This is a genomic window from Bradyrhizobium sp. WD16 (genome assembly GCF_024181725.1).
Classification (GTDB): Bacteria; Pseudomonadota; Alphaproteobacteria; order Rhizobiales; family Xanthobacteraceae; genus Bradyrhizobium_A.
The window spans coordinates 4,129,669-4,142,194 of sequence record NZ_CP028908.1; the positions used below are offsets into that span (position 1 = coordinate 4,129,669).

Annotated in this window: 21 protein-coding genes; all 21 read left to right on the plus strand. The window is 63.3% G+C overall.

Annotated elements, in window-relative coordinates; all coding sequences use genetic code 11:
• The first annotated feature begins 442 nt into the window (after positions 1-442).
• Positions 443-814, plus strand: a complete 372-nt coding sequence (rpsL, locus tag DB459_RS19110; RefSeq protein WP_253706825.1) for a 30S ribosomal protein S12 — start codon at positions 443-445, stop codon at positions 812-814.
• A gap of 17 nt (positions 815-831) precedes the next feature.
• Positions 832-1,302 carry a 30S ribosomal protein S7 gene (gene rpsG, locus DB459_RS19115; protein WP_253706826.1) on the plus strand — a complete coding sequence of 157 codons (471 nt, stop codon included), beginning with the start codon at positions 832-834 and terminating at the stop codon, positions 1,300-1,302.
• Between the two features lie 35 nt (positions 1,303-1,337).
• A complete protein-coding gene (gene fusA / locus DB459_RS19120) occupies positions 1,338-3,410 on the plus strand; it encodes an elongation factor G (RefSeq protein WP_253706827.1) in 2,073 nt (690 codons plus the stop codon).
• A 39-nt stretch (positions 3,411-3,449) separates the two neighbouring features.
• Positions 3,450-4,640 (plus strand): elongation factor Tu, encoded by a 1,191-nt coding sequence (tuf, locus tag DB459_RS19125; protein WP_253706803.1) that lies wholly within the window; start codon positions 3,450-3,452, stop codon positions 4,638-4,640.
• Between the two features lie 133 nt (positions 4,641-4,773).
• On the plus strand, positions 4,774-5,082 hold the full coding sequence (rpsJ, locus tag DB459_RS19130; protein ID WP_002712302.1) for a 30S ribosomal protein S10: 309 nt from the start codon (positions 4,774-4,776) through the stop codon (positions 5,080-5,082).
• Positions 5,083-5,124: 42 nt separating this feature from the next.
• The gene (gene rplC / locus DB459_RS19135; protein ID WP_253706828.1) at positions 5,125-5,838 is read left to right on the plus strand and encodes a 50S ribosomal protein L3; all 714 of its coding nucleotides are present in this window, start codon (positions 5,125-5,127) and stop codon (positions 5,836-5,838) included.
• Complete coding sequence (rplD, locus tag DB459_RS19140) at positions 5,838-6,458, plus strand: 50S ribosomal protein L4 (RefSeq protein ID WP_253706829.1); 621 nt, start codon at positions 5,838-5,840, stop codon at positions 6,456-6,458. Before rplC ends, rplD begins: the two co-directional genes overlap by 1 nt.
• Positions 6,455-6,751, plus strand: a complete 297-nt coding sequence (locus DB459_RS19145) for a 50S ribosomal protein L23 (RefSeq protein WP_253706830.1) — start codon at positions 6,455-6,457, stop codon at positions 6,749-6,751. The genes rplD and DB459_RS19145 overlap by 4 nt, the downstream gene beginning before the upstream one ends.
• Before the next feature lie 12 nt (positions 6,752-6,763).
• Positions 6,764-7,597, plus strand: coding sequence for a 50S ribosomal protein L2 (gene rplB / locus DB459_RS19150; RefSeq protein ID WP_253706831.1), 834 nt, complete (start codon positions 6,764-6,766; stop codon positions 7,595-7,597).
• Positions 7,598-7,609: 12 nt separating this feature from the next.
• Entirely contained in the window at positions 7,610-7,888 is a 279-nt protein-coding gene (rpsS, locus tag DB459_RS19155) for a 30S ribosomal protein S19 (protein ID WP_074116739.1), read from the plus strand.
• A gap of 10 nt (positions 7,889-7,898) precedes the next feature.
• Positions 7,899-8,279, plus strand: a complete 381-nt coding sequence (rplV, locus tag DB459_RS19160) for a 50S ribosomal protein L22 (protein ID WP_253706832.1) — start codon at positions 7,899-7,901, stop codon at positions 8,277-8,279.
• Between the two features lie 21 nt (positions 8,280-8,300).
• Positions 8,301-9,005 carry a 30S ribosomal protein S3 gene (gene rpsC / locus DB459_RS19165; RefSeq protein ID WP_253706833.1) on the plus strand — a complete coding sequence of 235 codons (705 nt, stop codon included), beginning with the start codon at positions 8,301-8,303 and terminating at the stop codon, positions 9,003-9,005.
• A 46-nt stretch (positions 9,006-9,051) separates the two neighbouring features.
• Positions 9,052-9,465 carry a 50S ribosomal protein L16 gene (rplP, locus tag DB459_RS19170; RefSeq protein ID WP_253706834.1) on the plus strand — a complete coding sequence of 138 codons (414 nt, stop codon included), beginning with the start codon at positions 9,052-9,054 and terminating at the stop codon, positions 9,463-9,465.
• A gap of 11 nt (positions 9,466-9,476) precedes the next feature.
• Positions 9,477-9,689, plus strand: a complete 213-nt coding sequence (rpmC, locus tag DB459_RS19175) for a 50S ribosomal protein L29 (RefSeq protein ID WP_253706835.1) — start codon at positions 9,477-9,479, stop codon at positions 9,687-9,689.
• 10 nt (positions 9,690-9,699) lie between these two features.
• Entirely contained in the window at positions 9,700-9,945 is a 246-nt protein-coding gene (gene rpsQ / locus DB459_RS19180; protein WP_253706836.1) for a 30S ribosomal protein S17, read from the plus strand.
• Between the two features lie 39 nt (positions 9,946-9,984).
• On the plus strand, positions 9,985-10,353 hold the full coding sequence (gene rplN / locus DB459_RS19185) for a 50S ribosomal protein L14 (RefSeq protein WP_042002496.1): 369 nt from the start codon (positions 9,985-9,987) through the stop codon (positions 10,351-10,353).
• The gene (gene rplX / locus DB459_RS19190) at positions 10,353-10,667 is read left to right on the plus strand and encodes a 50S ribosomal protein L24 (protein WP_253706837.1); all 315 of its coding nucleotides are present in this window, start codon (positions 10,353-10,355) and stop codon (positions 10,665-10,667) included. Before rplN ends, rplX begins: the two co-directional genes overlap by 1 nt.
• A complete protein-coding gene (rplE, locus tag DB459_RS19195; RefSeq protein WP_253706838.1) occupies positions 10,660-11,217 on the plus strand; it encodes a 50S ribosomal protein L5 in 558 nt (185 codons plus the stop codon). Before rplX ends, rplE begins: the two co-directional genes overlap by 8 nt.
• A 36-nt stretch (positions 11,218-11,253) precedes the next feature.
• Positions 11,254-11,559: a 30S ribosomal protein S14 gene (gene rpsN, locus DB459_RS19200; protein WP_253706839.1), complete on the plus strand. Its 306-nt coding sequence runs from the start codon at positions 11,254-11,256 to the stop codon at positions 11,557-11,559.
• Between the two features lie 15 nt (positions 11,560-11,574).
• Complete coding sequence (rpsH, locus tag DB459_RS19205) at positions 11,575-11,973, plus strand: 30S ribosomal protein S8 (RefSeq protein ID WP_253706840.1); 399 nt, start codon at positions 11,575-11,577, stop codon at positions 11,971-11,973.
• Between the two features lie 17 nt (positions 11,974-11,990).
• Complete coding sequence (gene rplF / locus DB459_RS19210) at positions 11,991-12,524, plus strand: 50S ribosomal protein L6 (protein ID WP_253706841.1); 534 nt, start codon at positions 11,991-11,993, stop codon at positions 12,522-12,524.
• Positions 12,525-12,526: the final 2 nt, after the last annotated feature.

Sequence of the window (12,526 nt, forward strand, 5' to 3'; positions counted from 1 at the left end):
GCCAAAGCACTTTCTTGCCTCGGGTTAGGCCTTGACTTGCCATGTCCTGGCCGTTAGAACCCGCCCACTTAACGACAGGCGGTGAGCTTCGTCTGCGTCGGAACGGACCACCCAAATCCCCGAAAATGATCGGAGTGAGGCGGGCACCAACCTCGACGAATGTCGCTCAAACGCTGTCGATATAGCCAGTCAATGCCAATGACGACCCTTTAAGTCCGGACGCGCTTCGGGCGGCGGGGTGCCGGAAGCATGATCGCGGTGCGCTCCTGTCGCGTTTCGTGATCCTCTGTGGCGTCGAAGCGCCTACCGCTCGAGCGACGAGCGGTTGGCGTGATTTCGTTTTGCGTGGATGCAAAGAACGCAAGGCGGACCCGATTGGGCGGGCAGCCCGCATAATTTGCGAAACCGCGAGGTTTCGCGCGAACGAGGGTGAAGGCGAACAATGCCGACGATCAACCAGCTGATCGCAAATCCGCGCACCGTCCAGAAGGCGCGCAAGAAGGTGCCGGCTCTGCAGCAGTCTCCGCAGAAGCGTGGCGTTTGCACGCGCGTCTACACCACGACGCCGAAGAAGCCGAACTCGGCGCTCCGCAAGGTCGCCAAGGTGCGCCTGACCAACGGCTTCGAGGTCATTGGCTATATCCCGGGCGAAGGTCATAACCTCCAGGAGCACTCGGTGGTCATGATCCGCGGCGGTCGCGTCAAGGACCTTCCCGGCGTTCGCTATCACATCCTCCGCGGCGTCCTCGATACCCAGGGCGTCAAGAACCGTAAGCAGCGCCGCTCGAAGTACGGCGCCAAGCGTCCGAAGTAAGCAGGAGCGCTCATATCATGTCCCGTCGCCATTCTGCCGAAAAGCGCGAAGTGCTTCCGGATCCGAAGTTCGGAAACATCATCGTCACCAAGTTCATGAACTCGATCATGTATGCCGGGAAGAAGTCGGTTGCCGAGAGCATCGTCTACGGCGCCTTCGGCATCATCGAGACCAAGACCAAGCAGAGCCCGTTGACGGTGTTCGAGCAGGCGCTCGACAACGTCATGCCGACCATCGAGGTTCGCTCCCGCCGCGTCGGTGGCGCCACCTACCAGGTGCCGGTCGAAGTCCGTGCGACTCGTCGTCAGGCCCTCGGTATCCGCTGGCTGATCACGGCGGCGCGCGGTCGCAACGAGAAGACCATGACCGAGCGGCTCTCCGCGGAGTTGCTCGATGCGTCGAACAATCGGGGGAACGCGGTCAAGAAGCGTGAAGACGTGCACAAGATGGCGGAAGCCAACCGCGCGTTCTCGCATTATCGCTGGTAACTGCGACCGGAACTGAAAGTTTTAAGGACAGGCCAATGCCCCGCCAACATGCCATCGAGGATTACCGTAATTTCGGTATCATGGCGCATATCGACGCCGGCAAGACCACGACCACCGAGCGCATCCTCTATTACACCGGCAAGAGCCACAAGATCGGCGAGGTGCATGAGGGCGCCGCGACGATGGACTGGATGGAGCAGGAGCAGGAGCGTGGCATCACGATCACGTCTGCTGCCACCACCGCGTTCTGGAATGGTAAGCGCCTGAACATCATCGATACCCCCGGCCACGTCGACTTCACCATCGAGGTGGAGCGTTCGCTGCGCGTGCTCGACGGCGCTGTCTGCGTGCTCGATAGCAACCAGGGCGTCGAGCCTCAGACCGAAACGGTCTGGCGCCAGGGCGACAAGTACCGCGTGCCGCGTATCGTCTTCGCCAACAAGATGGATAAGACGGGTGCCGATTTCTACAAGTGTCTGCAGGATATCATCGACCGGCTCGGCGCCAAGCCGATCGCGATCCAGCTGCCGATCGGCGCCGAGAACACCTTCAAGGGGGTGATCGACCTCGTGCGCATGAAGGCCGTGGTCTGGAAGGACGAGGCCCTCGGCGCCAAGTATGAGGACGATGAGATCCCGGCGGACCTGCTCGACAAGGCCAAGGAATACCGCGAGAAGATGTTGGAGGCCGCCGTCGAGCTCGATGACGGCGTCATGGCCGCCTATCTCGACGGCAAGGAGCCGGACGAGGCGACGCTCAAGAGGCTGATCCGCAAGGCGGTGCTGAGCGGCGCCTTCTATCCGGTGCTGTGCGGTTCGGCCTTCAAGAACAAGGGCGTGCAGCCGCTGCTCGACGCCGTGGTCGACTACCTGCCGTCGCCGATCGACGTGCCCGCGATCAAGGGCATCGACGAGGACGGCAACGAGGTGGTGCGCAAGGCGGAGGACAAGGAGCCGTTGGCGCTGCTTGCCTTCAAGATCATGGACGACCCCTTCGTCGGCACCATTACCTTCTGCCGCATCTATTCCGGCACGCTGGTGTCGGGCACTGGCGTCATCAATTCGACCCGCGACCGCAAGGAGCGGATCGGGCGCATGTTGCTGATGCATGCCAACAACCGTGAGGACATCAAGGAAGCCTATGCTGGCGACATCGTCGCGCTGGCGGGCCTCAAGGAAGCGCGCACCGGTGACACGCTGTGCGATCCCGATGAGCCGGTGATCCTCGAAAAGATGGAATTTCCGGAGCCGGTCATCGAGATTGCGATCGAGCCGAAGTCGAAGGCCGATCAGGAGAAGCTGGGCATCGCCTTGGCGAAGCTTGCCGCCGAGGATCCGTCCTTCCGTGTCTCCACCGATCAGGAGTCCGGCCAGACCATCCTCAAGGGCATGGGCGAGCTCCATCTCGACATCAAGGTCGACATCCTGAAGCGGACCTACAAGGTCGACGCCAATATCGGCGCGCCGCAGGTGGCGTTCCGCGAAAAGATCACCAAGCCGGCCGAGGTCGACTACACCCACAAGAAGCAGACCGGTGGTACCGGCCAGTTCGCCCGGGTGAAGTTCGTCGTCGAGCCGAACGAGCCGGGCAAGGGCTTCGAATTCGAGTCCAAGATCGTCGGCGGCGCGGTGCCGAAGGAATACATCCCGGGCGTCGAAAAGGGCCTCAACAGCGTTTTGACCTCGGGTGTGGTCGCCGGCTTCCCGGTGGTCGACGTCAAGGTCCAGCTGGTGGACGGCGCCTTCCATGACGTCGACTCCTCGGCGCTGGCCTTCGAAATCGCCTCGCGCGCTGCGTTCCGCGAAGCCCTGCAGAAGGGCAAGTCGGTGCTGCTCGAGCCGATCATGAAGGTCGAGGTGGTGACACCTGAAGACTACACCGGATCGGTGATTGGCGACCTCAACTCCCGCCGTGGCCAGATCCAGGGGCAGGACATGCGCGGCAACGCCAACGTCATCAACGCGATGGTGCCGCTCATGAACATGTTCGGTTACGTGAACAACCTGCGCTCCATGAGCCAGGGTCGCGCGACCTTCACGATGCAGTTTGACCACTACGCCGAGGCTCCGGCCAACGTGTCAGCGGAAGTCCAGAAGAAGTTTGCCTGATCGCCTTTGACGACTGTCAAAGCCTGAACGGAGAGTGTCATGGCCAAAGAGAAGTTTGAACGTACGAAGCCGCATTGCAACATCGGGACGATTGGTCACGTCGACCACGGCAAGACGTCGCTGACTGCGGCGATCACGAAGGTGCTTGCGGAGACGGGCGGCGCGACGTTCACGGCATACGACCAGATTGACAAGGCGCCGGAAGAGAAGGCGCGCGGCATCACGATCTCGACGGCGCATGTCGAGTACGAGACTGCGAACCGGCACTATGCCCACGTCGACTGCCCGGGGCACGCCGACTACGTCAAGAACATGATCACCGGCGCGGCGCAGATGGACGGCGCGATCCTGGTGGTGTCGGCGGCGGACGGCCCGATGCCGCAGACCCGCGAGCACATCCTGCTGGCGCGTCAGGTCGGCGTTCCGGCGATCGTGGTGTTCCTCAACAAGTGCGACATGGTCGACGATCCGGAGCTTCTGGAGCTGGTCGAGCTTGAGGTCCGCGAACTGCTGTCGAAGTATAACTTCCCGGGCGACAAGATCCCGATCATCAAGGGTTCGGCGTTGGCGGCGCTGGAGAACAAGGATCCGAAGCTCGGCCACGACGCGATCCTGGAACTGATGCGCAATGTTGACGAGTACATTCCGCAGCCGGAGCGTCCGATCGACCAGCCGTTCCTGATGCCGGTGGAAGACGTGTTCTCGATCTCGGGTCGCGGCACCGTGGTGACCGGCCGTGTCGAGCGCGGCGTGATCAAGGTCGGCGAGGAAATCGAGATCGTCGGCCTGAAGCCGACGCAGAAGACCACGGTGACCGGCGTCGAGATGTTCCGCAAGCTGCTCGACCAGGGCCAGGCCGGCGACAACATCGGCGCGCTGCTGCGCGGCACCAAGCGCGAGGAAGTGGAGCGCGGCCAAGTGCTGTGCAAGCCGGGTTCGGTGAAGCCGCACACCAAGTTCAAGGCCGAGGCCTATATCCTGACCAAGGAGGAGGGCGGCCGCCATACGCCGTTCTTCACCAACTACCGTCCGCAGTTCTACTTCCGCACCACCGACGTGACCGGTGTGGTGCACCTGCCGGAGGGCACCGAGATGGTGATGCCGGGCGACAACATCGCCATGGAAGTGCATCTGATCGTGCCGATCGCCATGGAAGAGAAGCTGCGCTTCGCCATCCGCGAGGGCGGCCGCACCGTCGGTGCCGGCGTCGTCGCCTCGATCATCGAGTAAGCGATCGCGCCCTTGAACGGGCGCCGGGTCATCCGCGGTTCGCCGCGGATGACCGCTTTCCAAGAGACGCGAAGACCAAGAAGTTGTGACCGCCTCGCTCCCGAGGGGCGAAGACGAAAGAAAGACAACGGCAATGAACGGCCAAAACATCCGCATCCGGCTCAAGGCGTTCGACCATCGCATCCTCGATACGTCGACCCGTGAGATCGTGAATACGGCGAAACGGACCGGCGCTCAGGTGCGCGGGCCCATCCCGCTGCCGACGCGCATCGAGAAGTTCACCGTCAACCGTTCGCCGCACGTCGACAAGAAGAGCCGCGAGCAGTTCGAGATGCGCACCCACAAGCGCCTGCTCGACATCGTCGATCCGACCCCGCAGACCGTGGACGCGCTGATGAAGCTCGACCTCGCCGCCGGCGTGGATGTCGAGATCAAGCTTTAAGATCAAGGTCCGGTTTCGGACGAAGAGATAGGAAGAACGCCAATGCGTTCCGGAGTGATCGCTCAGAAAGTCGGGATGACGCGGGTCTTTACCGAGACCGGCGAGCATATTCCCGTCACGGTCCTGAAGTTGAGCAACTGCCAGGTGCTGGCGCACCGCACCAAGGACAAGAACGGCTACACCGCGCTGCAGCTCGGTTCCGGCTCGCGCAAGTCGGTGTATCTGCCGAAGGCCGAGCGTGGCCAGTTCGCCATCGCCAAGGTTGAACCGAAGCGCAAGGTGGCCGAGTTCCGCGTGTCCGACGATGCGGTGCTGCCGGTCGGCGCCGAGATCCAGGCCGACCATTTTGTCGTCGGCCAGTTTGTCGACGTCACCGGCACCTCGGTCGGTAAGGGCTTTGCCGGCGGCATGAAGCGCTGGAATTTCGGCGGTCTGCGCGCCACTCACGGCGTGTCGATCTCGCACCGTTCGATCGGTTCGACCGGCGGCCGCCAGGATCCCGGCAAGACCTTCAAGAACAAGAAGATGCCCGGCCACATGGGTGTCGACCGCATCACCACGCTGAACCTGCGTGTGGTGTCGACCGACGTCGAGCGCGGCCTCGTCCTGGTGGAGGGCGCCGTTCCGGGCTCCAAGGGCGGCTGGATCACCGTGCGCGATGCGGTGAAAAAACCGCTGCCGAAGGATGCGCCGAAGCCCGGCAAGTTCAAGGTAGCCAATGGCGGCGAAGCCGCCGTCGAGAAGGAGGGCGCGTGATGGAACTGAACGTCACCACGCTCGAAGGCAAGGCCGCCGGGTCGGTCAAGCTGTCGGATGAGATCTTCGGTCTCGAGCCGCGCGCGGATATCATCCAGCGCTGCGTGATCTGGCAGCTCGCCAAGCGCCAGGCCGGCACTCACAAGGCCAAGGATCGCGCCGAGGTCTGGCGCACCGGCAAGAAGATGTACAAGCAGAAGGGCACCGGCGGCGCCCGTCACGGCTCGGCCCGCGTGCCGCAGTTCCGCGGCGGCGGTCGTGCCTTCGGTCCGGTCGTGCGCAGCCATGCCATCGATCTGCCGAAGAAGGTGCGCGCGCTGGCCCTGCGCCATGCGCTCTCCGCCAAGGCCAAGGATGGCGGGCTCATCGTGCTGGATAGCGCCGAGCTCAACGACGCCAAGACCAAGGTGCTGTCCGGGCATTTCTCGGGCCTCGGCCTCACCAACGCCCTGATCGTCGACGGTGCCGAAGTGAACAACGGCTTCGCGGCTGCGGCGCGTAACATCCCCAATATCGACGTGCTGCCGGTCCAGGGCATCAACGTCTACGACATCCTGCGCCGTCGGAAGCTGGTTCTGACCAAGGCGGCCGTCGATGCGCTGGAGGCGCGCTTCAAATGACCATCGATGCGAAGCATTATGACGTGATCGTGGCGCCGGTCATCACCGAAAAGGCGACGACTGCCTCGGAACACAATCAGGTCGTGTTCAAGGTGGCGCCGAAGGCGACCAAGCCGCAGATCAAGGAAGCAGTCGAGAAGCTGTTCGACGTCAAGGTCAAGAGCGTGAATACGATTGTCCGCAAGGGCAAGACCAAGGTCTTCCGCGGCACCTTCGGTACGCAGTCTGACAGCAAGCGCGCAATCGTGACCCTGGAAGAGGGCCACCGCATCGACGTCACGACCGGATTGTAAGGCGACACGACGATGGCACTGAAGACATTCAATCCCACGACGCCGGGCCAGCGCCAGCTGGTGATGGTCGATCGTTCCGCGCTCTACAAGGGCAAGCCGGTCAAGACGCTGACCGAGGGCAAGTCCTCGAGCGGCGGTCGCAACGCCACCGGGCGCATCACCGTGCGCTTCCGCGGCGGCGGCCACAAGAAGGCCTACCGCGTCGTCGATTTCAAGCGCGCCAAGCAGGACGCGCCGGCGACCGTGGAGCGGCTGGAATACGACCCCAACCGCACCGCGTTCATCGCTCTGATCAAGTATCAGGACGGCGAGCAGGCCTACATCCTGGCGCCGCAGCGCCTCGCGGTGGGTGACACCGTCGTCGCCGGCAACTACGTCGACGTCAAGCCGGGCAACGTGATGCCGCTGGGCAACATGCCGGTCGGCACCATCGTCCACAACATCGAGATGAAGATCGGCAAGGGTGGTCAGATCGCCCGGTCGGCCGGCACCTACGCCCAGATCGTCGGTCGCGACCAGGACTACGTCATCCTGCGTCTCAACTCGGGCGAACAGCGCCTGGTGCACGGCCGCTGCATCGCCAGCATCGGTGCGGTGTCCAATCCGGACCACATGAACACGTCGATCGGCAAGGCCGGCCGCAAGCGCTGGCTTGGTCGCCGCCCGCACAACCGCGGCGTCGCTATGAACCCGATCGATCACCCGCACGGCGGCGGCGAAGGCCGCACTTCCGGCGGTCGTCACCCGGTCACCCCGTGGGGCTTGCCGACCAAGGGCAAGAAGACCCGCAAGAACAAGTCCACCACGAGATTCATTCTCGCCAGCCGCCACAAGCGGAAGAAGTAAGGATCGCACGCCATGGTTCGTTCGGTGTGGAAAGGCCCGTTTGTCGAGGGCTCACTGCTGAAGAAGGCCGATGCCGCGCGCGCGTCGGGCCGTCACGACGTTATCAAGATCTGGAGCCGTCGCTCGACGATCCTGCCGCAGTTCGTTGGCCTGACCTTTGGCGTCTACAACGGCCAGAAGCACGTGCCGGTTGCGGTCAACGAGGAAATGGTCGGTCACAAGTTCGGTGAGTTCTCGCCGACCCGCACCTTCCACGGCCATTCGGGCGACAAGAAAGCCAAGAGGGCTTGAGGATTAGGTTATGAGCAAACCAAAGCGCGAACGGAGCCTCGCCGATAACGAGGCCAAGGCGGTCGCCCGGATGCTGCGGGTGAGCCCGCAGAAGCTCAATCTGGTCGCGGCCATGATCCGCGGCAAGAAGGCGTCGTCTGCGCTCGCCGATCTCGAGTTTTCGCGCAAGCGGATCTCGATCGACGTCAAGAAGTGCCTGGAATCGGCTATTGCCAATGCCGAGAACAATCATGACCTCGAGGTCGACGACCTGGTCGTCGCCGAGGCGCATGTCGGCAAGGGTATCGTCATGAAGCGTTTCGCGCCGCGCGGTCGCGGCAGGTCGGGACGCGTGTTCAAACCGTTCTCGCAACTGACGATCGTCGTTCGTCAGGTCGAGGCGAGCGCGTAACGAAGGGCGCAGGAGACAACGATGGGTCAGAAGATCAATCCGATCGGGCTGCGTCTGGGTATCAACCGGACCTGGGATTCCCGCTGGTATGCCGGCAAGGCCGAATACGGCAAGCTGCTGCACGAGGACGTCCGCATCCGCGAGCTGCTGCACAAGGAGCTCAAGCAGGCCGCTGTCGCCCGTATCGTCATCGAGCGGCCGCACAAGAAGTGCCGCGTCACCATCCACTCGGCGCGTCCGGGTGTGGTGATCGGCAAGAAGGGTGCCGACATCGACAAGCTGCGCAAGCGGATTGCCGAGATCACATCGTCGGACGTGGTGCTGAACATCGTCGAGATCCGCAAGCCTGAGCTCGATGCGACGCTCGTCGCCGAATCGATCGCCCAGCAGCTCGAGCGCCGCGTCGCGTTCCGCCGCGCCATGAAGCGCGCGGTGCAGTCGGCGATGCGCCTCGGCGCCGAGGGCATTCGCATCAACTGCTCGGGCCGTCTCGGCGGCGCCGAAATCGCCCGCATGGAGTGGTACCGTGAAGGCCGCGTGCCGCTGCATACGCTGCGCGCCGACGTCGATTACGGTGTCGCCACAGCGTTCACGACCTTCGGCACCTGCGGCGTCAAGGTCTGGATCTTCAAGGGCGAGATTCTCGAGCACGACCCGATGGCGCAGGACAAGCGCCTCGCGGAAGGCGAGGGCTCCAGCCCGAGGTCGCGCCGCGACGCGGCCTGATCTGGTTTTTCGAGAAGGTTTGAAGGCGTAAGCCGGGAACAAGAACATGTTGCAACCAAAGCGCACGAAATTCCGCAAGGCGCACAAGGGCCGGATCCACGGCGTGGCGTCGTCCGGCGCGACGTTGTCGTTCGGCCAGTACGGGCTGAAGGCGATGGAGCCGGAGCGCGTCACCGCCCGCCAGATCGAGGCCGCCCGCCGGGCGCTCACCCGTCACATGAAGCGCGTCGGCCGCGTCTGGATCCGCGTCTTCCCCGACGTTCCGGTGTCGAAGAAGCCGGCCGAAGTTCGCATGGGCTCCGGCAAGGGCACCCCCGAATTGTGGGTGGCGCGGGTCAAGCCGGGCCGCATCCTATTCGAGATCGACGGCGTCACTGACCAGACCGCGCGGGAAGCGCTGACCTTGGCCGCCGCCAAGCTGCCGATCAAGACGCGCTTCGTCGCGCGCATCGCGGAGTGAGGATTTTCGCCATGGCCGAACTGAAACCAGCCGATGTCCGTGCGATGAGCGCCGATCAGATGGACGACGAGATCGTCAAGCTGAAGAAGGAGCGCTTCAATCTGCGCTTCCAGCGCGCAACCGGGCAGCTCGAGAACACCTCGCGCCTGCGCGAAGCCCGCCGCGACATCGCTCGCATCAAGACCATCGCCGCGCAGAAGAAGCGCGCCGCGAAGACCAAGTAAGGGGCCGAAGATGCCGAAACGTACTCTGCAGGGCGTCGTCGTCAGCGACAAGCAGGACAAGACGGTTGTGGTGCGCGTCGATCGCCGCTTCACCCACCCGATCTACAAGAAGACGATCCGCCGCTCCAAGAACTACCACGCTCACGACGAGAACAACGAGTTCTCGACGGGCGACCAGGTCTGGATCGAGGAAAGCAAGCCGATCTCGAAGTTAAAGCGCTGGACGGTCGTCCAGGGCCAGAAGAAAACAGCTTAAGCGCGCAGTAGCGCAGCAGAAAGAGGACGAGGTGCATCAATGATCCAGATGCAGACCAACCTCGACGTGGCCGATAATTCAGGCGCGCGCCGTGTCATGTGCATCAAGGTGCTTGGGGGTTCCAAGCGCCGCTATGCGACCGTCGGCGACATTATCGTCGTGTCCGTCAAGGAAGCGATTCCGCGTGGCAAGGTGAAGAAGGGCGACGTCATGAAGGCGGTCGTCGTGCGCGTGGCGAAGGATATCCGCCGTGCCGACGGGTCGGTGATCCGCTTCGACCGCAACGCGGCCGTGCTGATCAACAACCAGTCGGAGCCGGTCGGCACCCGTATCTTCGGACCGGTGCCGCGCGAACTTCGCGCCAAGAACCACATGAAGATCATCTCGCTCGCGCCGGAGGTGCTGTAATGGCTGCGAAGATCCGCAAGGGCGACAAGGTGGTTGTGCTCACCGGCCGCGACAAGGGTCGCACCGGCGAGGTGTTTGAGGTGCGTCCGTCCGAGGGCCGTGCCCTCGTGCGCGGCGTCAACCTCGTCAAGCGCCACCAGAAGCAGACCCAGAGCCAGGAGGGCGGCATCATCTCCAAGGAGGCGCCCGTCCACCTGTCCAACCTCGCCATCGTCGGCAAGGATGGCAAGCCGACCCGCGTCGGTTTCAAGATTCAGCAGGATGGAACGAAGGTGCGTGTCGCCAAGCGTTCGGGAGCAGAGATCGATGGCTGAGACCGTACAGGTTCCGCGCCTTCGCGCGCAGTACGACGAGGAAATCCGCACCAAGCTGACGGAGCAGTTCGGCTACGCCAACGTCATGCAGGTGCCGCAGCTGTCCAAGGTCGTCCTCAACATGGGTGTCGGCGAGGCGGTCAACGACCGCAAGAAGGTCGAGCTGGCAGCCGCCGACCTCGCGCTGATCTCCGGCCAGAGGCCGGTCATCACCCGGTCGCGCATGGCGATCGCGACCTTCAAGCTGCGCGAGAACCAGCCGATCGGCGCACGCGTCACGCTGCGCAAGGCAAGGATGTACGAATTCATCGACCGCCTGATCAACATCGCGCTGCCGCGCGTTCGCGACTTCCGCGGTCTCAACCCCAAGAGCTTCGACGGCCGCGGCAACTATTCGCTCGGCATCAAGGAGCACCTGATCTTCCCGGAAATCGACTACGACAAGTCCGGCGAGACCTGGGGCATGGATATCACGGTCTGCACCACGGCGCCGACCGACGACGAGGCGCGGGCGCTGTTGACCGCGTTCAATTTCCCTTTCCGGCAGTGAGACACGATCTCAAACGCGGAAATTCAGGAGCCTGATATGGCGAAGAAGAGTTCGATCGAGAAGAACAACCGGCGTCGGCGGATGACCAAGAACGCCGCGGACAAGCGTGGCAAGCTCAAGTCGATCATCAACGACAAGACCAAGCCGCTGGAAGAGCGGTTTGCCGCGACGCTGAAGCTCGCCGAGATGCCGCGCAATTCGTCGGCGACGCGGATCCGCAATCGCTGCGAGCTTACCGGTCGTCCGCGCTCGGTCTATCGCAAGAACAAGCTGAGCCGTATCGCGCTGCGCGAGCTCGGTTCGAAGGGCCTGATCCCGGGCCTCGTCAAGTCGAGCTGGTAAGGAGGGTCGGAAAAGATGTCCACGCACGATCCGATCAGCGATCTCATCACCCGCATCCGCAACGCGCAGATGCGCAACAAGTCCAAGGTTTCGACCCCGGGCTCGAAGATGCGCGCCAATGTGCTCGAGGTGCTCAAGACCGAGGGATACATTCGCGACTTCACCTCGGTGGAGCACACCGGCGGCCGCAGCGAGCTCGAGATCGAGCTCAAGTATTTCGACGGCGAGCCGGTGATCCGCGAGATCGAGCGCGTGTCGAAGCCCGGCCGCCGGGTCTACGCTTCGGTGAAGAACCTGCCGCGCGTCAACAACGGCCTCGGCATTTCAGTGCTTTCCACGCCGAAGGGAATCATGGCTGACCACGACGCTCGCGAGGCGAATGTGGGTGGCGAAGTTCTCTTCACCGTGTTCTGATAGAGAAGGGGATCATAATGTCCCGCGTTGGCAAGAAGCCTGTTGCGGTGCCGTCGGGTGTGACGGCGACCGTCGAGGGCCAGACCGTGAAGGTCAAGGGTCCGAAGGGCCAGCTCCAGTTCGTCGTCCACGACGACGTCGAGGTGAAGCTCGACAACGGCGCGATCACGGTCGATCCGCGCTTTACGACCAAGCGCGCGCGCTCGCTTTACGGCACCGCCCGCGCCCAGGTCGCTAACCTGGTCGAGGGGGTCACCAAGGGCTTCGAGAAGCGGCTCGAGATCACCGGCGTCGGCTACCGCGCCGCGGTGCAGGGCAAGAACCTGCAGCTCGCTCTCGGCTATAGTCACGATGTGCTCTATCCAATCCCGGAGGGCATCGCGATCACCACCCCGAAGCCGACCGAGATCGTCGTCAACGGTATCGACGTGCAGCGGGTTGGTCAGGTTGCCGCCGAAATCCGCGGCTATCGTCCGCCGGAGCCCTATAAGGGCAAGGGTGTGAAGTACGCCAACGAGTTCATCTTCCGCAAGGAAGGCAAGAAGAAGTAACG

Bases quoted from the DNA above. Each gene is read 5' to 3' on its own strand.
- rplD (WP_253706829.1), top strand. From the start codon at position 5,838: ATGGAACTGAACGTCACCACGCTCGAAGGCAAGGCCGCCGGGTCGGTC.
- rpsJ (WP_002712302.1), top strand. From the start codon at position 4,774: ATGAACGGCCAAAACATCCGCATCCGGCTCAAGGCGTTCGACCATCGC.
- rplP (WP_253706834.1), top strand. From the start codon at position 9,052: ATGTTGCAACCAAAGCGCACGAAATTCCGCAAGGCGCACAAGGGCCGG.
- rpsS (WP_074116739.1), top strand. From the start codon at position 7,610: ATGGTTCGTTCGGTGTGGAAAGGCCCGTTTGTCGAGGGCTCACTGCTG.
- rpsL (WP_253706825.1), top strand. From the start codon at position 443: ATGCCGACGATCAACCAGCTGATCGCAAATCCGCGCACCGTCCAGAAG.
- rplF (WP_253706841.1), top strand. From the start codon at position 11,991: ATGTCCCGCGTTGGCAAGAAGCCTGTTGCGGTGCCGTCGGGTGTGACG.
- rplE (WP_253706838.1), top strand. From the start codon at position 10,660: ATGGCTGAGACCGTACAGGTTCCGCGCCTTCGCGCGCAGTACGACGAG.
- rplC (WP_253706828.1), top strand. From the start codon at position 5,125: ATGCGTTCCGGAGTGATCGCTCAGAAAGTCGGGATGACGCGGGTCTTT.
- DB459_RS19145 (WP_253706830.1), top strand. From the start codon at position 6,455: ATGACCATCGATGCGAAGCATTATGACGTGATCGTGGCGCCGGTCATC.
- rpsQ (WP_253706836.1), top strand. From the start codon at position 9,700: ATGCCGAAACGTACTCTGCAGGGCGTCGTCGTCAGCGACAAGCAGGAC.
- rpsG (WP_253706826.1), top strand. From the start codon at position 832: ATGTCCCGTCGCCATTCTGCCGAAAAGCGCGAAGTGCTTCCGGATCCG.
- rpsN (WP_253706839.1), top strand. From the start codon at position 11,254: ATGGCGAAGAAGAGTTCGATCGAGAAGAACAACCGGCGTCGGCGGATG.
- rpmC (WP_253706835.1), top strand. From the start codon at position 9,477: ATGGCCGAACTGAAACCAGCCGATGTCCGTGCGATGAGCGCCGATCAG.
- rplV (WP_253706832.1), top strand. From the start codon at position 7,899: ATGAGCAAACCAAAGCGCGAACGGAGCCTCGCCGATAACGAGGCCAAG.
- rpsH (WP_253706840.1), top strand. From the start codon at position 11,575: ATGTCCACGCACGATCCGATCAGCGATCTCATCACCCGCATCCGCAAC.
- rplB (WP_253706831.1), top strand. From the start codon at position 6,764: ATGGCACTGAAGACATTCAATCCCACGACGCCGGGCCAGCGCCAGCTG.
- rplN (WP_042002496.1), top strand. From the start codon at position 9,985: ATGATCCAGATGCAGACCAACCTCGACGTGGCCGATAATTCAGGCGCG.
- rpsC (WP_253706833.1), top strand. From the start codon at position 8,301: ATGGGTCAGAAGATCAATCCGATCGGGCTGCGTCTGGGTATCAACCGG.
- fusA (WP_253706827.1), top strand. From the start codon at position 1,338: ATGCCCCGCCAACATGCCATCGAGGATTACCGTAATTTCGGTATCATG.
- rplX (WP_253706837.1), top strand. From the start codon at position 10,353: ATGGCTGCGAAGATCCGCAAGGGCGACAAGGTGGTTGTGCTCACCGGC.
- tuf (WP_253706803.1), top strand. From the start codon at position 3,450: ATGGCCAAAGAGAAGTTTGAACGTACGAAGCCGCATTGCAACATCGGG.